This window comes from Sessilibacter sp. MAH1, assembly GCF_054658315.1.
In genome coordinates, this window is the sequence record NZ_BAAGIC010000004.1 from 97,297 (window position 1) to 122,380 (window position 25,084).

The window sequence follows — 25,084 nt, forward strand, 5'->3', positions numbered from 1 at the left end:
TTTACTCAAAATCGTGATACCCCAAGCTTCTTAACGCACGTTCATCATCGGACCAGCCCGATTTAACCTTGACCCATAAATTCAACATAACTTGTACGTCGAACAAATTTTGCAGATCTACACGAGCTTCACTACCAATGAGTTTTATTCGACTGCCACCATCGCCAATTAATATCTTCTTTTGACCTTTGCGTTCAACAAGAATCAAGGCGCTGATCGTTAACAAAGAACCATTGTGAGAAAACTCTTCAATTTCAACGGTCATTTGATAGGGTAATTCATCACCTAATTGACGAGTAATTTTTTCGCGAACAATTTCCGCGGCAATAAAACGACTGCTACGATCAGTAATTTGATCTTCTGGGAAGAAAAACTCACTTTCGGGTAAATACGACTGAATAAGTTTTTCTAAGCGATCAAGATTACTCGATCGCAATGCCGAGATGGGAATAATATGATCGGGAGATAAGGTTTCTGTCAACATCGACAAATGCGGTAACAGAGTTTCTTTATCTTCAATTTGATCAATTTTATTAACGGCAATAATAATTGGCGTACCGCTGCTGGCGATTTGGGTCGCAACCCATTCGTCTTCTTCGGTCCATTGAAGCTTATCAACAACAAAAATAATTAAATCAACGTCTTTAAAAGCATTGGTCGCCGATTTATTCATGAAGCGATTTAAAGCTTTGGAGTGACCTAAATGAATCCCAGGAGTATCAACAAAAATAGCCTGTACATTATTCTCAGTTTTTATTCCGAGCATGTTATGGCGCGTTGTTTGGGGTTTACGGGATGTAATGCTGAGCTTTTGGCCAAGCAAATGATTCAGTAAGGTAGATTTGCCTACATTCGGACGACCAACAATCGCTACATACCCACAGTAGGTTTTGCCGTTATTTTCAGAAACATCTGTAGTCATGACTGCAACTCAACTAAAGCCATTTGTGCCGCTTTCTTCTCGGCTAATTTCTTGTTTTTAGCCGATGCGATAAAAGGTTCATCGCGACCTATTATCGTACAACTTACTGTAATTACTTGACTGTGTGCCTCACCCTCAAAAGACTCTATGGAGTATTTTGGCAGGGGTTTACCTTGAGACTGCAAAAGCTCTTGTAGCTGTGTTTTGGGATCTTTTAATACCAATTCTAGCTGAAGTAACTCTAACCGAGTTTTAAACCACAACAGTACGCAGTTACGACTGATATCTAATCCAGATTCTAAGTAAATACCAGCAATGATGGATTCAACAGCGTTCGCTAAAATTGAATCACGTTTGAAACCGCCACTTTTTAGTTCACCCTCGCCCATAATTAAGCAATCACCCAACTCTAATTCACGACCAATGTCGGCAAGTGTCTCGCCTTTTACCAGTGACGTTCTAAGTTGGGTGAGCTGTCCTTCTGTAGCTTCTGGAAACTTGTGAAAAAGGTACTCACCAATGTACATGCCCAACAATGAATCACCCAAAAACTCCAGCCGCTCATTATTGTTTGCGCCGAAGCTTCTGTGCGTTAATGCTTGGGTAAGTAATGCAGATTTTTGAAAATGATAGCCGATACGGTTCTGTAGGCGTTCTAACAATATGGGATTATTCACCGATAGGGTCACAGCACTTATTAGGAAATTTACTATCTAGCTGGTTATTGAATGTCATCACCGCATCTATGTTATAGAACATCTTGATTCTTTTTTCATAATTGATGTTGATTATGGTGCGACCATCTGATTTTTTAACGTCCAGCGCTTGAGGAATATCGCCACGAATACCATTCACTAAAAAACTGTTATTAATTGAAGAGCGAATTTCTTGCAGACTCAAAGACTCTACTCCACCAGGCGCTAAGGCGAGCTTTTTCAGTTCTGATCGAATGGTGTAATTATCGATATAACTTGGTGCTAATTTAAAAACTTGCGATGCAGCTAGGCCAATCAGCAGAATAACCACCAGCCAACCAGCCATACCCAAACCCAGCTGGCTATTTTTGCCACAAGGTTGTTTTTGAAGATTACGGAAAACAACAGCCATAGTAGATCCTAAATTATCAAGATTGTTTTTCTTATCAATTTGGATGTGATTATACCGATTTTCGAGTAAAACTATTGAATACTTCCCACATTTGAAAACGAAGGTATTCCAAAGGATTCCCAGTGCATCCAAATATACTCGGCTTTACCGACAATGTTTTCCGCTGGCACTGTACCCCAAACTCGGCTATCACTACTGTTATCACGGTTGTCACCCATCATAAAATAATGACCCTCTTCAACCGTCCATTCTCTATCTTGGAAGGCAATACGACCCGAAGAGATGTTGCGCATTTTATGAGCAAAACCCTCTAGATTTTCTTCATAAACGCGGTAGTCAAAGTGTTCATCTGACGTGGTCTCAACGAACTCTAACGCTTGGCGTTTGCCATTAACGTAAAGAACATTGTTCTTCATTGCTATTTTGTCGCCAGGTAAGCCAATGACTCGTTTGATGTAATAAACCTGCTCACCAGGCTTAAAGAACACCATAACATCGCCGCGTTTAGGCTCATTAATAGAGATTAACTTATTGCGAAACACTGGCATACGAATGCCGTAGGTGTATTTGTTCACTAAGATAAAATCGCCAACCTCAAGGGTTGGAACCATGGATTCTGAAGGTATTTGAAAGGGTTCGTACAAAAACGACCGAAGCACAAATACAAGCGCTAGAACCGGGAAAAAGGATTTGGAATACTCAATTAGAACGGGTTCTTTTTTTACAGCGGAAACCGCCAAAGAATGCTGCTGCTTTATATTTTCGTCTTCTAGATTGGAGCTCTTGAACTGATCATCAACCGCAGCCACTTGCAGCTTGCGCTTTGGCGCTAAGGCAATGATGTCAAAAAGCCACAGTAAACCGGTGACTGTTACCAGCACCATTAATATAAGAGGAAAATTAATAAAATCCATAACAAGCTAACTTTTTTGATTTCCATATTGGAGGCCATTGTTGATCCGACCTCACTCAAATAACCCAAATAACAATTTACTGTTTAATTTCAGCAACTTGTTGCGCAGCACTCTATTTTTAAGAACGTGTTTTTAAGAACCTGTTTTTAAGAATCTACTTTCAAAACCGCCAAGAAGGCCTCTTGAGGAATCTCAACGCTACCAACCTGTTTCATGCGTTTTTTACCGGCCTTTTGCTTTTCAAGCAGTTTCTTTTTACGCGTCACGTCACCACCGTAACATTTAGCCGTCACGTTCTTACGCAGAGCTTTTACTGTGGTACGCGCAATAACTTGACCACCAATTGCAGCCTGAATGGCCACGTCAAACATCTGTCTTGGAATAAGCTCTTTCATTTTGTCGGCCAACGCTCGACCTTTGTATTGGGCGTTGTCGCGATGAACAATAATCGCCAGGGCATCAACTTTTTCGGAGTTTATAAGAATATCTAGACGCACTAGATTCGCGGGTTCAAAACGGCTAAAGCTGTAATCGAGGCTTGCAAAACCACGACTGACCGACTTCAAGCGGTCAAAGAAGTCCATCACAACTTCGTTCATGGGTAGCTCATAACGCACAGCGACCTGACCACCCACAAATTGTAGGTCTTTTTGAACACCACGCTTTTCAATGCAAAGAGTGATTACACTACCCAAATGCTCATTAGGAACTAAGATATTGGCTTCGCAAATTGGTTCACGCATTTCCTTGATATAACTGTTATCAGGTAACTTCGAAGGATTATCTACGTAAACAACTTCACCGTCGTTCTTTTCAACTTGATAAATAACGGTAGGAGCCGTGGTGATCAAATCAAGATCGTATTCACGCTCAAGACGCTCTTGAACGATCTCCATGTGCAACATGCCAAGGAAACCACAACGGAAACCGAAGCCTAAAGCGTCGGAACTCTCAGGTTCAAAAAACAATGAAGCATCGTTAAGTGTTAGTTTAGAAAGTGCATCGCGGAACGATTCATATTCGTCCGATGTGATTGGAAACATGCCCGCGTAAACCTGTGGTTTTACCTTTTTAAAACCGGGTAACGCGGGTGTATTGCTGGTTTGACTGTGAGTTAGGGTATCGCCAACAGGTGCGCCATGAATATCTTTGATTCCCGCGACCACAAAACCCACTTCACCGGCACGTAATTGCTTTTTCTCGACACGTTTCGGCGTGAATATACCAACGCTATCTACAATATGGGCTTTACCAATGGATTTAGCGATGATTTTATCTTTAACGGATAATGTGCCTTGCTTAACACGAACCAGGGACACTACACCTAGATAGTTGTCAAACCACGAGTCAATGATGAGCGCCTGAAGCGGCGCATCGTGGTCACCTACTGGTGGCGGAACTTGAAGTACAAGCTGCTCAAGTACATCTTCTATACCTAAACCCGACTTCGCACTACAGCGAACAGCGTCCATCGCATCAATACCGATGATATTTTCAATCTCTTCGGCAACGCGTTCAGGCTCTGCCTGCGGTAAATCCATTTTGTTTAAAACGGGAATAACTTCTAAGCCTTGTTCCACCGCGGTATAACAGTTAGCTACCGATTGCGCCTCAACACCTTGCGCGGCATCAACAACCAACAATGCGCCTTCACAAGCAGACAAGGAGCGAGAAACCTCGTAGGAGAAGTCTACATGTCCGGGTGTATCAATGAAGTTAAGTTGATAGACCTTGCCATCACGGGCTTTATATTCCAACGTAACACTTTGAGCCTTGATCGTAATTCCACGCTCACGTTCGATATCCATTGAATCGAGAACCTGAGCTTCCATTTCTCGATCAGAAAGTCCTCCACAAACTTGGATAAAACGGTCAGCGATGGTCGATTTGCCATGGTCAATATGGGCAATAATCGAAAAGTTACGAATATGGCTAAGGTCTGTCACAGTATTATTTACTACCGAAAATTGTTGAAGGTCGAACGCATAAGCACAAGTTAAAAGCGAACACAAAACATGCCTGTTTTAATAACAAACTCACCTGCAAATGCAAATCAGCGCGCAAGTCTACAGTATTTATTTTAACTGAGCTATTACAGAGATGGGAGCCACCAAACGGCGGCTCCCAACGAGTGAACAGAGAGAGGAGTTTAGTTACTCAGGAGTAGCAATGGTTCTGAAAATCGGGGTGCCTTTTCGAACAAAGCGAATTGGCAATAAGCTATCGGGTGGAAGCTGATCCTCGATCTGATGATAGCTATCTAGATCAGAAATGGCATTGAAACCGATCTGAGTGATTACATCGCCCGCTTGAATACCAGCTTCAGCCGCAGGACCCGCTGCGGTCACCGAACGAACAAGCACACCTTCATTGACATCGAATTGCTTCGCAATTTCGTCGGGCAATGGCTCAACAACCATACCTAAGCGACCATCTTGAGCAGAACCAATTGGACTGTTCGAATTCGATGCGAAATTTTCACCTTCAAGTGCTGTCACCGTCACACTCAAAGTCTTCTTGCGACCTTCGCGAATAACCAGCATGTCTACCGTGGAGTTGGGCGGAGTTATGCCAACTACGTGAGGTAAATCACCTGACTCAATGATTTTTTGACGATCAAACTCGGTAATGATGTCGCCGTTTTTAACACCCGCTTTATCGGCAGGACTGCCGGGCTCAACTCGGGCGACCAATGCACCTTCTGGCTTTTTCAACCCGAAAGATTCTGCAAGATTGCGATCAACCTCTTGAATCACAACACCCAACCAACCACGATCTACACGACCTTTAGATTTAAGTTGATCAAACACATTAATCGCTACACTTGCTGGAATCGCAAACGACAAGCCAATAGAGCCACCTGAGCGCGTGTAGATCTGTGAGTTAATACCAACCACTTGGCCTTTCAAGTTAAACAGAGGGCCACCCGAGTTTCCTGGGTTTATCGCTACGTCTGTCTGAATGAATGGCACGTAGTTACCATTATCTTCTGATGGAATACTGCGGCCAATCGCACTAACGATACCAGCACTGGCTGTAAAATCTAAACCAAATGGAGAACCAATGGCCAACACCCAATCACCCACGCGTAACTCTTCCTCTTTGGCGAAAGTCAGATAGGGTAATTTCTCAGCGTCGATCTTTAACAGTGCAATGTCAGAGCGCGGGTCGGTGCCAATAAGCTCGGCAGTGAACTCACGTCGATCTTGCAAACGCACAACAATTTCATCAGCACCGTCGATCACATGGTTATTCGTCAACAAATAACCGTCGCTAGATACTAAAAAGCCAGAGCCGATGGCGCGCTGCTCACGCTCGGGAATATTTCTTGGGTCAAAAAAATGACGAAATATGTCTGGCAATTGTTGAGTATCAGGAATGATGGATTGACGAGAGCGGTTAGCTCTAGAGACAGTGTTAATTTTTACTACGGCCGGACTTTGCGCCTCAACCAAATCTGCGAAATTCGGTAATTTCTGGGCAGATGCAGAAAAAGAAACAACCAACAGTATTAAAGCGGTAGCAACATTTGGCCAACGCATTTAAGCTCCTCCTAATTTTAATAGCCAAATAACGAAACGTTTATTCGGTTTTTTTATCCGGTAGAGATACATCGTACAACTCTCAGAACAGAAAAATCTGCATCCAAAAAGCTCTGTGAGCACCTCGGTCAGCCATGAATATGGTGCCTAGCTTTGTTATTTCAAATTATTTAAAGTTCAACGAAAAAAGTAATAACAACGTGTATTTTTTTATCCTAGCATTCGATAACTTCATCGCGAACAGCAAGACTATAGGAACCTCTGATTAACTCATCCTTGATTTAATCAGAGGACAGAAATTGAAAATGTGATTTCCAATTTCTTCACAATTTCAATCACTTACAGTTCTTGAAATTGACGACACATCCTTGTGTCGCGAGAAACTCTAGGTTAATCAGAGTTTCCTATAAATAGAATACTATGTGTGCGACCGCAACTTCTTAAAAATACGAATGCACAGAAAAATAAAGAGTATCAGTACTGCACTGAATAATGCACTGGCAGAACGACGCAAAATTTATCGGCGTTAACGCAGAGATAAAAAAGAGAAATCTCCAACTCTATCGTTGGAGTCCCAGAAAATAATCAGAAGTACGAGGCTCAGCGAACTTAAGCAGCTGAATCGCGTAAAAAAGAGTAATTAAGTTTTAGCAACCAACTAACGAATAAAAACGCGACATTGATTATTCAAACTTCAGAAATATTAGCAGGCGGAAGGGGTAATTGTATCGAGTAAGATAGGCTCAATAGATTCTCTTCGATTAACACGACTTAAGACCCACCGAGTAACCACACCACCCATCAACAACCCAATCACAGCCAAACCGACCGACAATAATTCACTCAGTTGAAAAAATTCACCCAAACCAATAAAAGCCATTAAAAATAATAACGGCAATAAATAGATAATCAGTGAGCTTTTTAAAAAAACCGTTTCTCCAATAGCAATGGTTACTGTGTCATCTAAACGATAACGCGATGGATCACGCCCGTTAAGATCAACCTTCAAATAACCAACCTCACTACCGAATTTAGACAATACTGCTTGACCACAACCTTTTTGAGCAGAGCACTGGCCACACGCAGATTTACGGATGGTTTGCACCCACAATGCAGTTTCTTCAACAGCAACGACACGGCCAGTTTCAGTTAACATTTCTACTCTCCGAATATACGGTTATGCAACGTCAAAAAATCCAAATATTGAAACATCCGATTAGCTCTTTCACGATTTAATCAGAGGGTAATGACCCATACGGATTCCAATTTCTTCACCATTTCAATCATCTACTCTTTGCTGAAATTGGCGAGACATTACTATTACTGCGTCACTGGAAACCCAAATTGAACTAGAGCTTCTTAAAAACTTGGTAGTGCGGTAGTACTAAAAAAGCGTATAGACCGCTTACTATCAAGTGGCATTAATCACCGATCAATACATTACGATCAAAACACATTACCAGCCAACAAAACTCGCGCCAAACTGGCTTGTAAAGTTGAAATCTATCGCTTAGCCAAGGGGATTAACGCCGACGCGACCTTGCGCGCGGTGTTTATAGGCACTTCACCAACCACAGAAACCTGGTACAACTCACCCGCCGCAACAACTTTGTCGAGATACACCAAAGTACCGCCTCTACGAGCCTCGCCCTCAAGGGTTTTACCGCTTTGAGAACTACTCACAAACACCGAGAAGCGACTGATGCCATCACTGAACGCCAGCATGTCGGTACTTTCACTCACCTTGGCAGAGACTAATTGAAAACCATTGGGAACCCATCCCAAACGCCAACGAGCCAAATCAACCGCTTCAACACAACCAGACATTAACAGAATGTCGTTAGGTTCTGGCTGAATTTCATCCAACTCATCATTTTCAGACAAAATTACTGGCTCAAAACTAACAAATTGGAAGCGATCCAGTACTCGACTGTTTTCGATTTGAATAATCATCATCATTAAAGGCATGAAGGTCTCAGCATCAACTGCTAAGCGAAATCCATGTCGATATTCATCGCGAGGAGTGGCGTTAACAACAAAGGCCTTTCTACCGGCAACCTTATCTTCACCCAAGAATTGAATTCGATAGTGCTCATCCAAAAGATCGTCGGAGCGAGGCAGGTTAGAAGTTTCGGGATCTATCTCTGAGCATAATCCTGTATCTGAGCGCTGAATAATAGCCTTGTTGAAGCCGGATAAGTGTTGAAGACGCTCAGCTTGTAATTGCTCGGTTATACCATGCTCGACTTGAATAGAATCAATGTTACCCGAATGTTCGTGTGTATATATGCCCCTGTAACTCGTAACCGAAAGCGCTTCGCCCATATTGTGCAGCAGCTCTAATGCTGGGGCATCCGAAGAACCTGTATCAATATGAGTATCTGCGTAAGCCTGTCCAGAAGACAGACTGCAAGCAATCAGTGCCACTGCGACCAACTTTTTTGAAGACATTTGCCACTTACGCAAACACAGCCCCATCAACATTAAAGCGCCTCAATTAAATTCAACCATCATTAAATGAATTATTCACCGGGAGCAACTTAACACAGTTGAACAACACCCAGAAACTAAAAAGGCTTCTTTCGAAGCCTTTTAGGAATACCGTTTTTGTCACCTAAAGTATTACTAACCGAAGAAATACAATTTAAATAACAAAACGCACAGTTATAAATTACTGCTCAGATTCAATGCGAGGTAGTCGCTCGAACGGAACATCACCCTGGGTAGACATGCCAGTATTTGCGTGCTCAATCATTAATTGACGAAGCATTTCTTCTACCACTGCATTTGAAACTTCAGATTGTCCAGTTCTTGAGTCGGTACGAGGAATAAACTGAACAGGTTGTGCACTGCGACGCTTTTCATCGTAACGCGAAGAATCTGTACTTACCGTACGTGCGCTCAAACCGTCAGTGCCGTAACCAATTGGTAAATTAGCCGCATCGTTATTGCTAGAAGCTGGTGCTTGGATCTCAGCAACAACTGGCGCAGCACCTTCGCTAGGAGCGCCTTGGTAAGTATTAACAACGAACACAGCAACAACTGCAACGGAGGCTGCTATCGCAGCGCGACCTGCATGACCAAAAAAGCGGCTAAGGCCAGCTTTTTTCTCGACAGGAGCGGCAACAGAATGAGTCTCTTCTTCGCTGATAAGCTCAGAAATGCTGGCACTCAGATCAATCATTGGTACCGCGGCTTGCTCACCACGAAGAAGGCGGCCAGCCAACTGGTAACGAGACCAAGTTTCACGAACTTCAGCGTCTTTATCGGACTGCTGCAACAAACGACGAACTTCAAGCTCAGAAGCTTCGCCATCCATAAGAGCGGATAATGACTGCTTTAAAGTTTCATCAAACATAGATTTATCGTTGATCTGTGCCATTTAACAAACTCGGTTAGTAATTGGTATGGTTTAGTTCAGCTAGACATAAAATTTACACAAGAAATCTACTGTTAATAAGTACTGTACCGCACTTGTACCTATTTTTTATAAAGCTGATGCTCTAAATTTTTAAAGCACACAGCTGTTATATTGCAGTAATTAGATTGATCAAGTTCAAACTTTATTAATAGAAACTGAATGTTTGTGTATCCAATGGACTCAACAGCAAAGATTTGGTTCACAAACTTTTTCAAAAAATTTGTAAAAATTTCAAACCACAAGCGGACGAATGGCTTTATCGATTGCTTCACGAGCCCGAAAGATCCGAGAACGTACAGTTCCAACCGGACATTCCATTACTTCTGCAATGTCTTCATAGCTCAAACCCTCCATTTCACGAAGTGTTAAAGCTGTTCGCAAATCTTCGGGCAACGCTTTGATAGTGTCGTTAACAACTTGTTGCAACTGATCGCGCATCATCGCCCCTTCGGGAGATTCTGTATCGCGCAAAGCATCGCTGCCTTCGTAAAAATCGGCCTCATCTACATCTACATCCGATGCCGGTGGACGTCGACCACGAGAGACTAAGTGATTCTTAGCGGTGTTGATGGCGATTCGGTACAACCAAGTATAAAAAGCACTGTCGCCACGGAAATTCCCAAGCGCCCGGTATGCTTTGATAAAGGCTTCCTGCACCACATCATACACTTCGGCATTATCTTTTATATAACGACCAACTATAGCGATGATTTTGTGCTGATACTTGAGCACTAGCATGTCAAACGCACGCTTGTCGCCTTTTTGAACCCGCTCAACAAGCTGTTGATCAGAATTAGGCGTATTTTGGCCCGTCATTCATATCTCCAACAATTGCCAAATGGCAAACTTAATCCAAGGGCACAGTGACCTAACAATAGGTTTGCAATAATAAGGGCTGAGTTGACGAGATTAAACTGGACGCTTGAGAAATTTTATCAAATCACAGCCAAATAACGAAAAAACCTATTAGATTTTAACTACACCAGCAAATTATTGGCATTAAAAATCAATCCCTGTGTCTTTAGGTGACGTAATTGCCAACTAGCCGGATGTCGATTTTTGCGACATCATTCAATTTTTATCAGGCTAGAATGAAAAACCGGGACAATGACACATCAACCATCTTGAAAGTTCTTTCAAATTCAGTTTTTTTAGTATCGCTTCCATTCTTGAAATGTCCTTGGCTGTGAGCAAACCGACAAAATGTATATACTGCCGCCAAATTTTATAAGTAACACGACTGTAATATTCACAACAACTATAAAATCTTGCTTGAGACACCTAGCGCTATGACTCAAAAACATTTTCACGACGTGCTCATCATCGGTTCGGGTGCAGCAGGACTAACGGCCGCCCTACACATTCCCGAGCAGTATTCGGTTGCTTTGATCAGTAAAGGCGAACTCACCGATGGTTCAACCTGGTGGGCTCAAGGTGGTATTGCAGCGGTTTTAGATTCGGAAGACAGTGTTGATAAGCACGTAAAAGATACATTGATCGCCGGTGCCGGTCTCTGTCACGAAGATGCGGTGCGATTCACGGTAGAAAACAGCCGTCAAGCCATCGAATGGCTTATAGAAGAAGGCGTACGTTTCACTAAAGAAGAACACAGCGATACCTACCACTTAACCCAAGAAGGTGGTCACACCCATCGAAGAATCATTCACAGTGCCGATGCAACAGGCAAAGCCGTTCACAGCACGCTTATCGATGCGGTAAAACACAAAAAGAATGTTGATATATTATCTAACCACATTGCCGTTGATCTCATTACTCAAGCCGACGAAGATTCACCAAAGTATCGCTGCACCGGCGCCTACATCTATGACCGCACTGCCGACAGCGTTTCACTCTTTCAAGCCAAAGTCGTAATTCTCGCAACAGGTGGCGCCAGTAAAGTTTATCTCTACACCAGCAATCCAGACGGTTGCAGTGGCGACGGAATTGCCATGGCATGGCGCGCAGGTTGCCGCATTGCCAACATGGAATTTAACCAGTTCCATCCAACCTGCTTGTACCACCCTACCGCTAAAACTTTTTTGCTCACAGAAGCATTACGCGGCGAAGGTGCGATATTAAAACTGCCTAGTGGCGAACGATTTATGGATCAATTTCATGAACTTGCAGAGCTGGCCCCCAGAGATGTGGTCGCGCGCGCAATTGACCATGAAATGAAGCGACTCGGTTGCGACTGCGTTTATTTGGATATATCCCATAAACCCGCTGAGTTTATTAACAGCCACTTCCCTACCGTAAAAGCCGAATGCCTAAAATACGGAATTGATATTACTCGCCAACCGATACCCGTTGTACCTGCCGCCCACTACACCTGCGGTGGTGTTATGGTAAATCAATTTGGCCAAACCGATTTACTCAACCTCTACGCTATTGGTGAGTCGTCATTTACCGGTCTTCACGGCGCCAACCGCATGGCCAGCAATTCATTGTTGGAATGTTTGGTTTATGGACGCTCGGCAGCACTAAAAATTATAGAGACTATTGATTCGATTAAGTCGCCAGAATATCAACCAGAGTGGGACGAGAGTCGAGTAACGGATTCCGATGAAGACGTTATTATTTCCCACAACTGGGATGAATTGCGTCGATTTATGTGGGACTACGTTGGTATCGTTCGAACAGGAAAGCGGCTAGAAAGAGCCAATCATCGAATTAAATTACTGCAAAATGAAATTAGCGAGTACTACTCAAATTATAAAGTGAGCAACGATTTAATTGAGCTTCGCAATTTGGCGGTTGTCGCGCAACTGATTATTCGCTCTGCAATGGCACGCAAAGAAAGTCGCGGCTTGCACTACTCGTTAGATTTTCCCAATTTAAAACCCTTCGCACGTGACACTGTACTGGTACCTATTAACTTTGCTGCGCAAGATGTCGTTGTTGGTAGAAGCTGAAAAACCGAGTATTCAATTAATATAAAATTAAAAAAAGCCCTTTTAAAAGGGCTTTTTTATTCGTCACTTTAACCATTAGACTCATTAAAATCTAAAACACTTGCAATTTAAAACGCTACGATACCGGTTGAAAACGCAGGAACATCTTCATTGCGATCCATCAGGCGCAAACCTTTCGCTCCGGTAACTTGATAAGAAGCAATACTGCCGTCGTTACCTTCATTTAAAACATAAAAAATACGACCATTGTCAGAAAAGGCGATATCAATGGGTACATCACCTGTTTCCAGTTCAGCCACCAGACCATCATCACCGGTTAACACTAAGTCGCCGTCACGATCCACAGAATACAAAGAAATCGTTTCGGAAAACGTATTAGAAACGTAAGCAAATCGTCCGCCTTTACCGGTTTTTAGCCAACAAGTTGCTCTTTGTCCATTAAGCTCAGCAGAATCTAATAATTCTAAGTTTCCGTTTGCAGAAATATTATAGGAAGTTACAGATCCACCGTCAGTGCCGAACGGGTTTGCCTCAGATACCAAAACGTGCCCAAAGCGATCGAAGTCAAATCCAAATGGAAACGGTTTTTCAGAAGCGATGCCAGCACGCTCACCAATAACACCCTCGTCGGTGACCGGGAATGTCGAAATTACACCAGTAACTTTTTCGGTAACAATCAAAAATGCGCCATCAGGCGTAAAACTCACTTGTGCTGGTGCTGTTCCAGTAGAGCTTAATTGGCCCAATGATTCATCGATAAACGCTAAGGTACCGTCTGAATTAATACTAAAACCCGCAATAGAATCAGAACCACCATTTAAAACAAATAATAAATCATCATTTTGCGTTAAACTCAGCGGCATTATTCCTTGTGAAGAAACAGTCTGAATTAATTCAACCCCTGTAGACTTAATAGCAAAAACTGAGAGACTGTCACTACCCGGATTAATTGCGTACAAATAATTACCATCTTCACTAACAATTAAACCGTCTTGATTGCCAAGCGCGGCTTGTAAACCCGTTCCGCCTGTACGAATTGATTGAATTAATTTTAATCCTTGTTGACCGGGAAGTTGAGCAAAAACCATTAATTCATTATTTTCGAGATCATTTGTTAAGGTTGCAACTCTTGGAAAATAATACGCGTTAGCAGTAAAAGAAGCAGTAGATAAAACGGCCGATAAAAACCCTGAGCATAAACCAACTTGTAAAAACTTTTTCACAAAAGTCTCCAGATAAATTATTAGATTTGTGATAATTAAAAAGAAAGGAAATGCAAATCACCCAACACTTTCAGTGAATTACACACATCCATAATTTAGAAAATATAATTTAGCGAATACCGAAAAATACTTACCAATGAATTCAAATAATTTGTTCACTTCCAAATAAAAAGTCATTTTTAAAAACCACAAAATAACTATTTGTGATTAAAACCCAAAAATAAAAAAGGGCCTATGTAAAACATAGACCCTTTTTAAATAACAACACATGAAAAGCGTAAAATTGTTACTTACACTAAAACACTGTTATCTACTTTCATAAATAACCAATCAAAATTAAAAATACAACATTAACCTAGATTTGGTAAAAATTTAAAAAAGTTAAAATTTTTAAAACAATTTAATCCTAAAATTAAAAAGTTACCAAACCGTTAGCTGAAGAAGGAAGCTCTGCGGTTTCGGAAACTGACACAAGACCGGTACGATCTTCAACAGAGAACGAGTTGATAAAACCACCCGCGTTACTTAACACATAAACCACTCGGCTATTTTGCGACAGTGCGATGTCCGATGGGAAACCGGCATCAAGAGTCGCAGCAATGTCGTTGGCAAGAGTTAAATCGCCGTGACGGTTGGTTGTGTATACCGAAACAGAGTTTGAAACGGTGTTAGTGACATAAGCAACACGACCGTTTTTGCTAAATTCTACCCAACAAGCTGCACGGCCAGAGTTCAACACACCACCAGTTAACACAGACAAGCTACCGTCGGCTTCCAATTCATAAGAAGAAACACCGGCACCCAAACCAATATCTGGACCGCCTGGTACGGCAGCTTCAGAAACCACTACGTGACCAAAACGGTCGAAATCAAAACCAAAAGGAACAGGCAATGCAGAAGTTGTGGCAACCAACTCACCAGGACGACCATCTTCTAGTACAGGATAGGTAACAATCAAGTTAGTGAGCTTTTCGGTAACAATCAAGAAATCACCGTCTGGAGAAAAACTAATTTGCGCAGGCGCTGTACCTGAACCGCTTAAGCTGGCTACAGAATTTTCAAGAATTTCTAATTTGCCGTCTTTTTTAACTTTGTAACCTGCAATATTGTCGGTGCCTTCGTTCACCACATAAAGAAGATCGTCGGTTTGGGTCAAGCTGATAGGACGATCACCCTGTGAATCGATCGTTTGAATTAATTTAACGCCCTTACGGCCGATTTTGAATACAGAAATGCTGTTACTTCCAGTATTTACACCGTATATAAAGTCACCGTCGTCACTAACAATTAACGCATCTTGGTTAGAAACTAAAGGTGCACCAGTACCAAAACCACCGGTAGAAACAGAATCTAGCAACACTAAACCGTTGGATTTAGTTTGAGTAAAAATAAGTAACTCATTGCCTTCGGCTGCGTTAGAAAGAGTTGCAACTCTCTCTAGGTAAGACGCGTGAGCAGATGAAATTGCAAGGGTAGTAGCAGCAACTAGAGCAGCCGAAGTCATTATTTTTTTTGAAAGTTTCATAACAGTCCCATGAATCAATATTTTTTTGGTTGATTTAATGTATTTGGTGATAGTCACCGAGTGGAAATAATTAATCTATTATTCTTATATATTTAGCAGTGTTGAAGACAAACACTTCACAACGATGCTAACGGAATTCTCTCAAACATAGCCGTATGGCCAAACAAACCAGTAACCTTTCTTATTTGTTTTTATAGGTTACTAAAAAACAATCCTAAAACTCAAGTGATTTTTAATTGATCAGCAATGGTTAATTTTAAAAATCGTATTTCTTTTAAAAAAAGCGTCGGAAACTTTACAGTTATGTGAAAAACACGAAAAGTAACTGGCAAAAACGTGACGCAAGTCAACTTCACACTAAAAATAACGATCACTCAGACTGAGGTGTAAATAAAGATGCTTTAACACTAAAACTTATTATTAAAATTTATTTTCTGTTTAAGTGAATATTAAAAAAATCTTTATAATATCTGAGTACTACTGACACAGAGATGTGCCATGAATTTAAATAAGGGCAACCATTAAAACTGTGAAGGAATTGAAAATTACATTTCCAACATCTAATTACTGATTAATTAAGGATTTGTTAATCAAAAGTTCCTATTGCTCTATTTTTTGTAAGCGCAAAGATTCTAGCACGACTACTCAAGATAAAAACAGACAAAACCAACATGATTTATAAATCTCCCATGACAGATATTTTACAGGACAGATATTTTAAGAGTGGCTGAAATTCCAATTAGTCTTAAAAACAATGCAAGCCAGTTGATCAGGAAAATTTAGAATCTATCCCGTGATGATTAAAAATTATATTTTATATCTGTGTATATTTGAATTATCGAAAATTAAAGACCGATATAAATCAACACTTTTCTTAAGCTTGTATCTTTTCAAAACTTAATACAACAGAGAACGATCTCACACACCGGTATAATTTAAAATTCATCAACAATTCAAATTAATCTCTGTATCGTATTTTGTGACTAGAACAATTAGGAAAAACTCCGATTAAATCATGGGTACACTGGTCAGAGATTTCTAGACAAGTTAAATACTGTTTAAAATCAACGAATACATGAAATATATGTAGTAACAGCGCAACCATAATCTCACTAAAGTTTTGACTATAGGAACCTCTGATTAATTCATCCCTGATTTAATCAGAGGACAGAAATTGAAAATGCGATTTCCAATTTCTTCACAATTTCAATCACTTACCGTTCTTGAAATTGGCGACACATCCTTGTGTCGCTGGAAACTCTAGGTTAATCAGAGCTTCCTATAAAATTAGACAATGAGTTTTTTGGTTTCTGCAAGAATCTTAATGTGTTGAAAGGTAACAAGATCGAGTGTTTTTGTCGTAAAAAAATACTCAATATTTTTATGAAGCCGTTTAGCATCGTTATTAAATCTGAGTATGATAATTCCACGAAATAAAATGGAGTAAGAAACTAAACGTAAATGACAAGGTGGAAGGTGCGGCGAGCAATAACTCCAAGATTGCCGATCAAACATCAAATACCCAGAATATCGTTGGCGTATTCGAAAAAAATTGTACGCAATGGCTAAGCTGACCACTGCACAAAGCAGGCTAACAACCTCAACAGCCAGAGAAGAAATACACAGTGCGGCTATCCAGATTATCAATACCAATAAATGCTGCCAGAAAATAAATCCTGGCAACATAAGAGCAAGATTAATTTTCTGGCTGAAGGCCGGTATGTGATCGGATAATTCGGACAATTTTTAGCGTTTCCGGATCTTCTGGGTCAACTTTATCGATAAACCAGCTGAACATGTCTTGATCTTCACATTCAAGCAGAGCGTCAAATCTATCTTGATCTTCTTTTTCTAATGTTGCGTAGATATTCTCTATGAAAGGTAGCAAAACCAAGTCAAGCTCTAGCATACCCCGGCGCGCAGCCCACAAAAGTCGGTTTTTTTCCATTCTGTCACTCATCGATGGTTACTTTGAACGTCGGCAATTATACCGATATTTACGCTCTATGCTTTAAAAACTCCTTAAAATTGGAACGATTATCAGTACAATCGACTCACAGACGGATATCAACATGGTTTAATCTTTGATAGACCGAAGATCAATACACTCAAAAACTACTTACAGGAGCACGCTATTCATGTCCAGTTTTGCCAGTTGGTTAGAGTTTCTACAAACAAACAGACTGCAATTGGTAGACGGTGAACTGATGGCTACGTCCGAGCGCGCAGCGTCTGCCAACACAAACACTCGCTTATTTGCACTTACCAATATGTGCACACTTCAAATTGAAGGTGAAGAAGCAAAAAAATTCCTTCAAGGCCAAGTCACCTGTGACATCACTAACCTTAGCGACTATTCCGCGCAATACGGCGCACACTGCAACGCTAAAGGTCGAGTGATATTTAACTTTTTAGCCTGTGCGAAAGACGACAAAGTAACACTGCGTTGCGACGCAAGTCTTGAAGACGTTGCCAGAAAATCGTTAGGTAAATATATGGTTTTCTCTAAGGCTAAATATGTCCCAGATTCAGACATTAAGCTCTGCATCGCCTTGAAAGGTGATACCTGCGAAAACATTGTGTCCGATATTTTCGGTAAGGCGCCCTCTACCTTTATGGAATCCATTCACAGTGGCGATTTCACCCTAATTCGTACTGACGATGACGTTATCGAGTGTTGGGTTAGTGCCGACAAAATTGAAGATTACTGGTTAAAGCTCGAACCCTTATGTGCCATAGGCGCCACCAGTGAATGGCGAGCTGATGAAATTCGCAAAGGTAGAGTGTGGATTAATGCCGACACGACCGAAAATTTTGTGCCACAAACCATTAATCTCACGCAAGTGGGGGCAGTGAGCTTCACCAAAGGCTGTTACACCGGCCAAGAAGTGGTTGCAAGAATGCAGTATCTTGGCAAACAAAAACGTCATACCTACCGTGCAATTGCCGATATAGAAACCATACCAAAAGCCGGTGACAAGTTGTTTGGTGAAGATACCCAACAGTCAATTGGTGAAATTGTTAACGTTGTACCAACCGACGATTTTAGTTATGAGCTTCTGGTATGTATTTTAGATTCTGCTTATAAGTCTGGAGAAGTCTACCTAGAGTCTCAAAAAGTCACAAAACTCCGTTTCGCTCCTCTACCCTATGCTATAACTAATGAACAAGAGGAGACAAGCGAGGCTTAATTAATCGCACCGCGGCTCCTTGCAGATTCATTTTAAGACCGAAGTTGATCCCAAGGAGCCCAAATGCCGAACGTCTTCGAACGTGTCAGAATAGAAATTCTAACGGCAATTAAAAACGATGATTTGGTCCTGCCTACACTGCCCGAGGTAGCCATTAAAGTTCGTGACATTGCAATGGATCCAGACGCAACCTTGGATTCATTGCTACAAGTAATTGGCACCGATCCTTCTCTTTCTGCTCGACTTATCAAAGTCGCAAACAGTCCACTCCTTAGGGCTTCTAAGCATATAGATGATTTGAAAATGGCATTGATGCGTTTGGGAATGGCCTACACCTGCAATATCGCCACAGGTTTGGCTATGGAGCAAATGTTTCAGGCAACATCTGACTTGGTTGATAAAAGACTTCGCGAAATTTGGAATCGGTCTGCCGAAGTTGCTGGCATTTGCAACGTACTGTGTCGACACCGAGCAGAACATCTCAAAGCGGATATGGCGACTCTCGCTGGGTTAGTGCATTCGATCGGTTCATTGCCAATTCTTACCTACGCAGAAGATCACGGCGAGCTTTTATCCGACGCCATCACTTTAGATCTAGTCATAGAGAAACTCTCCCCAGCCATAGGCAATCGCATTCTACAAACCTGGGATTTTTCCGCGGAAATTCAACGTGTTCCCTCTCAGCATCTCGATTTTGCCCGTGATATTCCCATTGCTGACTATGCAGATATTGTCACGGTCGCCTTGTTGCAAAGTCATATGGGCGGTAAGCATCCATTGTCTAAAATTAACTACAACAAAGTACTGGCATTTAAACGCTTAGGGCTAGATCCAGACATGCAAGCCACCGAAATGGAAGACTTAAGTGAAGAAATGGCCATGGCTATGGATATGCTTAAATAAATACACACAAGCCAATACTTCCGATGGAAATTATGGCAAAGCCCAGTCGATAGGCTCTATGCCATGCTGATTCAGATAATCATTAGCAGCGCGAAAATGGCCACAGCCAATAAAGCCGCGGTGTGCCGACAAAGGTGAAGGGTGTGGCGCACTTAAAACCAAATGCCGATGTCGGTCAATAACTCGACCTTTCTTCTGCGCGTAACTCCCCCAAAGCAGAAAAACCAAATTCTCGCGATGAAGATTTAAGGCTTCTACAACGCAGTCGGTAAATATTTCCCAACCTTGGTTTTGATGAGATCCCGCCTTAGCCGCCTCAACCGTAAGTGTTGCGTTTAACAACAACACGCCCTGTTCCGCCCAGTGTTCCAAATTACCGTGATTAGCAGGAGTAATACCAAACTCGCGCTCAATTTCTTTATAAATATTAACCAGTGACGGTGGAGTACGAACACCTTTAGGCACCGAAAAGCTCAAACCATGGGCCTGACCGGGGCCGTGATAAGGATCTTGCCCGAGGATAACAACTTTAACCTTGTCGAAGTCTGTCGTGTTAAACGCGTTAAAAATAAGATTACCGGGTGGATATACAGTTTTACCTTCGTGCTTTTGCGCCAATAAAAACGCTCGCAATTGCTGCATATAAGGCTTTTCAAACTCTGGTTGCAAATGCTGTAACCAGGATTTTGATAGCTGTATTTTAGACACGCTTTAACTCTCTTATTGCTTCAGTAACGATTAACTGAAATACATAGGAAACTCTAATTGGCCCAGAGTTTACAGTGACACGGGCATGTGTCGTCAATTTCAAGAACAATCAATGATTGACAGTGTGAAGAATTCGGAAATCACATTGTCAACTTCTGTTCTCTGCTTAAATCATGGGTGAGTTAACCAAAGCGCTATAATAACATTTGCAAATAAGTTCGCTAACCATTCATTTAGAAGTGTTATGAAGGAATATTCATCGAGAGTAATGAAACAAAATACAGGCAACTCTGATTAAGCGAGAGTTGCCTGCAAAACAGTGATGTAATGCCAGCCTCGAAAATAACAAGTGATTGACAATATGAACAGCTTGAAAATTGCACCGTTAATTTCTGCCTTTTGATTAAATCATAGATGAGTTAATCAGAGTTTTTATCGCACTAATAAATACAGAAATCTTAGAAAGGAATTTAATACATGAGAAAGGTCTATTTTTAAGCCACTTAATCCATTAATTTTTTATAATAATTAATATTTAAAATCCAGAACGAAGTGGCTTAAAAATATAGAATACTTAACTGGCTTTTGCGTGAGGCGCTTGACGAACTGAATAGTTTAAATGCACCTGTAACCAGCACGTTGGCAGAGGTTCACCAGACACAAATGTTAAATCGCTTTTTTGCAAATGCACAGGTTGTGCATTTTTGTAACCACGCAGCTCACGAACGTGAATGCGTTTAGTGCATGGATCCATCAACTCTGAAAGATTGCAGACTTCAACCAGCGAGCCGGACACCTTAACTTTTAGTAACACTTTAGCCTCCCATTTGAATCAGCAAAAAGTTTAGAAACAAGCCAACACAAACGAAAACCAATACGCCTTGGCCATCTCAATAGTAAGTATTCATTCTTAAGAAAATATTAAGATTGAAACTCACCAACGTATTCATGAATATCACCTTAAACGAAATTCGAATATTGCTAAGAGCGAGTCATAATAAACCATGACACCGCATTGTGTTCTCGAATTTTCAATAAGACCAATACGATAAAATTATTAAAAGCCAACCATTAAAAATTAAAAAAGCAAAAGTATTTTTTGTAATTAGGCTCTAATATTAGGTTTATTACGAAAATTATAGATACAACCTGCTTTTATTATTTTTAAATAAACTTAGCTAAGGGAAGCTCTGATCAACCTAGAGTTTCCGGTGACATAAAAATGCGTCACGAATTTCAGGAACGGTAAGTGATTAAAATTGTAAAAACTAAAAATCACAGTTCAATTTCTTTCTTCTGATTAAATCACGAATGAGTCAATCAAAGGTTCCTAAAAGCATTAAAAGTCAGTTTAAACACCTGTTAAAACCATCAAGTTAATTGATGCAAAGAACCGTCTAACTAACATTTGTTTGAGCACAGTCAAGAAAACTTAGTTGATATTATTGATTTTTTCCAACCAAATTTCTAATTTTGACTTTAAAAGTAAGACCTTAGTAGGTCAATCCCTATAAGCTACATTTATATACGCATTCCAGATAGAAAAAAAGGATTAATTTGAATTTTTCCGCATCCAGTAAACAAATACTCTACACAGTTCACTAAAATCAAATTTTGCATTCTATATGCAGCATTTAAAGGTTTTTCTTAATCCGTTAAACTAAAACCGAATGTTAATTTATTCGTATCGCTCATACGTATTCGGTAATTTATTAGCTTAGTTTTTTGGACACTGGTTAATAATTAAAAACAAAAACTATCGATAACAGTTTTTTAATAAATTAACAGAAACTCCAATAAACCTGGAGTTTCTAGCGACACAAGGATATGTCGCCAATTTCAAGATGGGTAAGTGATTGAAATTGTGAAGAAACTGAAAATCGTATTTTCAATTTCTTCACTCTGATTCAGTCATGGATAAGTTGGTCCGAGGTTCGTAAAAAATAAAAAGTATAAAAAAACCGCCTTTCGGCGGCTTTTTATTACAGAAACTGAAGTTATTTTGTATCTAACAAGGGTCTCATTGCAGGGAACAGAATAACGTCACGGATTGACGGCGAATCGGTAAACAACATCACCAAACGATCGATACCAATACCCTCACCCGCCGTTGGAGGCATACCGTATTCCAGCGCACACACATAGTCGCCGTCGTAATGCATTGCTTCGTCATCACCGGCGTCTTTTTCGGCAACCTGCGCCATAAAGCGTTCGGCCTGATCTTCTGCGTCGTTAAGCTCAGAGAAGCCATTCGCGATTTCACGACCACCCACAAAGAACTCAAAACGATCGGTAACAAACGGGTTGCTGTCATTGCGACGCGCCAAAGGAGAAACTTCTGCTGGATACTGAGTAATGAACGTAGGTTCATCTAAACGGTGCTCAACGGTTTTCTCAAAAATCTCGATTTGCAGCTTGCCCAGACCCCAGATATCTTTCACTGGAATGGAAAGTTTCTTACAAACTTCGGTAGCCGCTTCAATGGTAGAAATGTTCTCAGCACTGATATCGGCATTGAAATGCAAAATAGAGTCGAAAACGCTGATTCTATGGAATGGCTTTTCAAGGTCATACACCTTTTCTTCCACCACTTCGCCATCGCCGTTTTTGACCGTGCTTTTAAGCTGAGTGGTTCCCAAAATAGTAGCCGCCATTTTGCGCAGCAAATCTTCGGTTAAATCCATCAGGTCGTTGTAGTCAGCGTAAGCCTGGTAGAACTCCAACATGGTGAATTCTGGATTGTGACGAGTCGATAAACCTTCGTTACGGAAGTTACGGTTAATTTCAAACACTCGCTCAAAACCGCCCACCACCAAGCGTTTTAGGTACAGCTCGGGCGAAATACGCATAAACATGTCTAAATCTAACGCATTGTGATGAGTCACAAACGGTCTTGCCGAAGCACCACCGGGAATTGACTGCAACATTGGCGTTTCAACCTCTAAGAACGCACGCTCGGCCAAGTAGTTACGAATAAAATTGATAATTTGTGAACGCTTGGTAAATACATCGCGCACTTCAGGATTAGCAATTAAATCGACATAACGTTGACGATAGCGAGTTTCTTGATCGCTTAAACCGTGGAATTTGTCGGGAAGCGGACGCAAAGACTTGGTCAGTAATTGGTACTGATCAAGGTTCACATAAAGATCGCCTTTACCAGATTTATGCAATTCACCAGAAACGCCAATAATGTCGCCTAGGTCAACGCTCTTAGCAAACGGACGTGCATCTTTAGTAACGTATAACTGAATAGTGCCGGTGGTATCTTGCAACACCATAAACGCACCGCGCGAACGAATAACACGTCCGGCAACGCTCACAACATTGGCTTCGCTCTCTAACTGTTCTTTAGAAGACTCGCCGTATTGAGCTTGTAACTGAGCAGCCTTGTGCTCTGGTCGAAAATCATTAGGGAAAGCGACATCAACGCTTTCTCTGATCTGTTTAAGTTTAGCGCGACGCTCTGCAACCAATTTGTTTTCATCTTGAGGTTGAACTGAGTTCTGTGGATTGTCGCTCATAGGAATTCCTAATTTCGATTGGGAGAGTAAAGGTTGGCTTGCGATTACAAGCCGGCTTTCAAACTTGCTTCAATGAATTGGTCTAGATCACCGTCTAGAACCGCTTGGCAGTTACTGGTTTGTACGCTGGTACGCAGGTCTTTAATGCGCTGGTCATCCAGTACGTAAGATCGAATCTGGCTGCCCCAGCCAATATCAGACTTGCTGTCTTCCATGGCTTGTTTTTCGGCATTGCGCTTAAGCAGCTCTTGTTCGTACATGCGCGCACGTAACATCTTCCACGCTTTATCGCGGTTTTGATGCTGCGAACGCTCGCTCTGACAAGACACGACAATACCGGTTGGAACATGGGTTAAACGCACCGCAGAGTCGGTTTTGTTAACGTGCTGACCACCCGCACCCGAGGCGCGATAGGTGTCTTCACGAATATCGGCTTTATTGATTTCAATTTCGATGTTGTCGTCAATTTCAGGCGCAACAAACACCGAGCTAAAAGAGGTATGACGACGGTTGCCGGAGTCAAATGGACTCTTACGCACCAAACGATGCACGCCGGTTTCGGTACGCAACCAACCAAACGCGTATTCGCCTTCAAAGCGAATGGTGGCACTTTTAATACCCGCTACGTCGCCGGCAGAACATTCTTCAAGAGTGGTTTTAAAACCGTGCGCCTCACCCCAACGCAAATACATACGCAAAATCATTTCCGCCCAATCTTGCGCTTCGGTACCACCGGAGCCAGATTGAATATCGAGATAAGCATTGTTCGGGTCCATCTCGCCGGAGAACATACGACGGAACTCAAGCACTTCAAGCTGCTTGGTTAATTCGTCGATTTCTGATTGAACATCAACCAGCAAGTCTTCATCGTCTTCTTCAACGGCCATCGACAAGAGTTCTTTGCCGTCTTCAACGCCTTGGTCGAGCTTATCGATGGTTTCTACCACCAACTCTAAAGAAGAACGTTCGCGACCCAATGCCTGAGCGCGTTCTTGGTCGTTCCAAACATCGGGTTCGGCCAACAACAACTCAACTTCGGTTAGGCGATCTTTTTTCTCTGCGTAGTCAAAGATACCCCCTAAGCACGTCGGTACGACTTTGCAGGTCTTTAAGTGCGTTTTGGTAAGGTGCTATTTCCATAATGTGATTTGGGCTCTATTCAAGCGAGTCGCCAATGCGCGACCAGTAATAA

The 25,084-nt window shown here is 41.6% G+C and carries 21 protein-coding genes; 3 read left to right on the plus strand and 18 right to left on the minus strand.

The window, feature by feature from the left end; all coding sequences use genetic code 11:
* Position 1: 1 nt before the first annotated feature.
* The 10 genes from era to rpoE form a co-directional block, all read right to left on the minus strand.
* On the minus strand, positions 2-922 hold the full coding sequence (gene era / locus ACYQ28_RS05460) for a GTPase Era (protein ID WP_460048637.1): 921 nt from the start codon (positions 920-922) through the stop codon (positions 2-4).
* Positions 919-1,599, minus strand: coding sequence for a ribonuclease III (gene rnc / locus ACYQ28_RS05465; protein ID WP_460048639.1), 681 nt, complete (start codon positions 1,597-1,599; stop codon positions 919-921). Before rnc ends, era begins: the two co-directional genes overlap by 4 nt.
* Complete coding sequence (locus ACYQ28_RS05470; protein ID WP_460048640.1) at positions 1,592-2,029, minus strand: DUF4845 domain-containing protein; 438 nt, start codon at positions 2,027-2,029, stop codon at positions 1,592-1,594. Before ACYQ28_RS05470 ends, rnc begins: the two co-directional genes overlap by 8 nt.
* Before the next feature lie 71 nt (positions 2,030-2,100).
* Complete coding sequence (gene lepB, locus ACYQ28_RS05475; RefSeq protein WP_460048641.1) at positions 2,101-2,943, minus strand: signal peptidase I; 843 nt, start codon at positions 2,941-2,943, stop codon at positions 2,101-2,103.
* Between the two features lie 146 nt (positions 2,944-3,089).
* On the minus strand, positions 3,090-4,889 hold the full coding sequence (lepA, locus tag ACYQ28_RS05480) for a translation elongation factor 4 (protein ID WP_460048642.1): 1,800 nt from the start codon (positions 4,887-4,889) through the stop codon (positions 3,090-3,092).
* Between the two features lie 207 nt (positions 4,890-5,096).
* Positions 5,097-6,485, minus strand: coding sequence for a DegQ family serine endoprotease (locus ACYQ28_RS05485; protein ID WP_460048643.1), 1,389 nt, complete (start codon positions 6,483-6,485; stop codon positions 5,097-5,099).
* Positions 6,486-7,188: 703 nt separating this feature from the next.
* On the minus strand, positions 7,189-7,641 hold the full coding sequence (locus tag ACYQ28_RS05490) for a SoxR reducing system RseC family protein (RefSeq protein WP_460048644.1): 453 nt from the start codon (positions 7,639-7,641) through the stop codon (positions 7,189-7,191).
* A 347-nt stretch (positions 7,642-7,988) separates the two neighbouring features.
* Positions 7,989-8,951, minus strand: coding sequence for a MucB/RseB C-terminal domain-containing protein (locus ACYQ28_RS05495; protein ID WP_460048645.1), 963 nt, complete (start codon positions 8,949-8,951; stop codon positions 7,989-7,991).
* A 205-nt stretch (positions 8,952-9,156) separates the two neighbouring features.
* Positions 9,157-9,867, minus strand: coding sequence for a sigma-E factor negative regulatory protein (locus ACYQ28_RS05500; RefSeq protein WP_460048647.1), 711 nt, complete (start codon positions 9,865-9,867; stop codon positions 9,157-9,159).
* 270 nt (positions 9,868-10,137) lie between these two features.
* On the minus strand, positions 10,138-10,722 hold the full coding sequence (gene rpoE, locus ACYQ28_RS05505) for an RNA polymerase sigma factor RpoE (protein WP_460048648.1): 585 nt from the start codon (positions 10,720-10,722) through the stop codon (positions 10,138-10,140).
* Between the two features lie 473 nt (positions 10,723-11,195).
* Between rpoE and nadB the strand changes: the two genes are divergently transcribed.
* Positions 11,196-12,818 carry an L-aspartate oxidase gene (gene nadB / locus ACYQ28_RS05510; RefSeq protein WP_460048649.1) on the plus strand — a complete coding sequence of 541 codons (1,623 nt, stop codon included), beginning with the start codon at positions 11,196-11,198 and terminating at the stop codon, positions 12,816-12,818.
* A gap of 107 nt (positions 12,819-12,925) precedes the next feature.
* Here nadB and ACYQ28_RS05515 read toward each other — a convergent pair whose 3' ends face one another.
* The 4 genes from ACYQ28_RS05515 to ACYQ28_RS05530 all read right to left on the minus strand — a co-directional run bounded on the left by ACYQ28_RS05515 (position 12,926) and on the right by ACYQ28_RS05530 (position 17,514).
* Positions 12,926-14,041 carry a lactonase family protein gene (locus tag ACYQ28_RS05515; protein WP_460048651.1) on the minus strand — a complete coding sequence of 372 codons (1,116 nt, stop codon included), beginning with the start codon at positions 14,039-14,041 and terminating at the stop codon, positions 12,926-12,928.
* Between the two features lie 412 nt (positions 14,042-14,453).
* Positions 14,454-15,566, minus strand: a complete 1,113-nt coding sequence (locus tag ACYQ28_RS05520) for a lactonase family protein (RefSeq protein WP_460048652.1) — start codon at positions 15,564-15,566, stop codon at positions 14,454-14,456.
* Between the two features lie 1,287 nt (positions 15,567-16,853).
* The gene (locus tag ACYQ28_RS05525; RefSeq protein WP_460048653.1) at positions 16,854-17,309 is read right to left on the minus strand and encodes a hypothetical protein; all 456 of its coding nucleotides are present in this window, start codon (positions 17,307-17,309) and stop codon (positions 16,854-16,856) included.
* The gene (locus ACYQ28_RS05530) at positions 17,263-17,514 is read right to left on the minus strand and encodes an FAD assembly factor SdhE (RefSeq protein WP_460048654.1); all 252 of its coding nucleotides are present in this window, start codon (positions 17,512-17,514) and stop codon (positions 17,263-17,265) included. Before ACYQ28_RS05530 ends, ACYQ28_RS05525 begins: the two co-directional genes overlap by 47 nt.
* A 190-nt stretch (positions 17,515-17,704) precedes the next feature.
* On the opposite strand from ACYQ28_RS05530, the gene ygfZ reads away from it, so the two are divergent.
* Entirely contained in the window at positions 17,705-18,757 is a 1,053-nt protein-coding gene (gene ygfZ / locus ACYQ28_RS05535) for a CAF17-like 4Fe-4S cluster assembly/insertion protein YgfZ (protein WP_460048655.1), read from the plus strand.
* Positions 18,758-18,820: 63 nt separating this feature from the next.
* Positions 18,821-19,660: an HDOD domain-containing protein gene (locus tag ACYQ28_RS05540; RefSeq protein WP_460048656.1), complete on the plus strand. Its 840-nt coding sequence runs from the start codon at positions 18,821-18,823 to the stop codon at positions 19,658-19,660.
* 30 nt (positions 19,661-19,690) lie between these two features.
* Here the strand turns inward: ACYQ28_RS05540 and ung are convergent, their stop codons facing one another.
* The 4 genes from ung to prfB all read right to left on the minus strand — a co-directional run bounded on the left by ung (position 19,691) and on the right by prfB (position 25,032).
* A complete protein-coding gene (gene ung / locus ACYQ28_RS05545) occupies positions 19,691-20,368 on the minus strand; it encodes a uracil-DNA glycosylase (RefSeq protein ID WP_460048658.1) in 678 nt (225 codons plus the stop codon).
* 574 nt (positions 20,369-20,942) lie between these two features.
* Entirely contained in the window at positions 20,943-21,182 is a 240-nt protein-coding gene (locus ACYQ28_RS05550; RefSeq protein ID WP_460048660.1) for a hypothetical protein, read from the minus strand.
* 1,183 nt (positions 21,183-22,365) lie between these two features.
* Entirely contained in the window at positions 22,366-23,892 is a 1,527-nt protein-coding gene (lysS, locus tag ACYQ28_RS05555) for a lysine--tRNA ligase (RefSeq protein WP_460048661.1), read from the minus strand.
* A gap of 44 nt (positions 23,893-23,936) precedes the next feature.
* Positions 23,937-25,032 (minus strand): peptide chain release factor 2 gene (gene prfB, locus ACYQ28_RS05560; protein WP_460048662.1). Its coding sequence is split into 2 segments (ribosomal slippage): positions 23,937-24,959 and positions 24,961-25,032, totalling 1,095 coding nucleotides; the frame shifts between segments, so codons are not numbered across the junction.
* Positions 25,033-25,084: the final 52 nt, after the last annotated feature.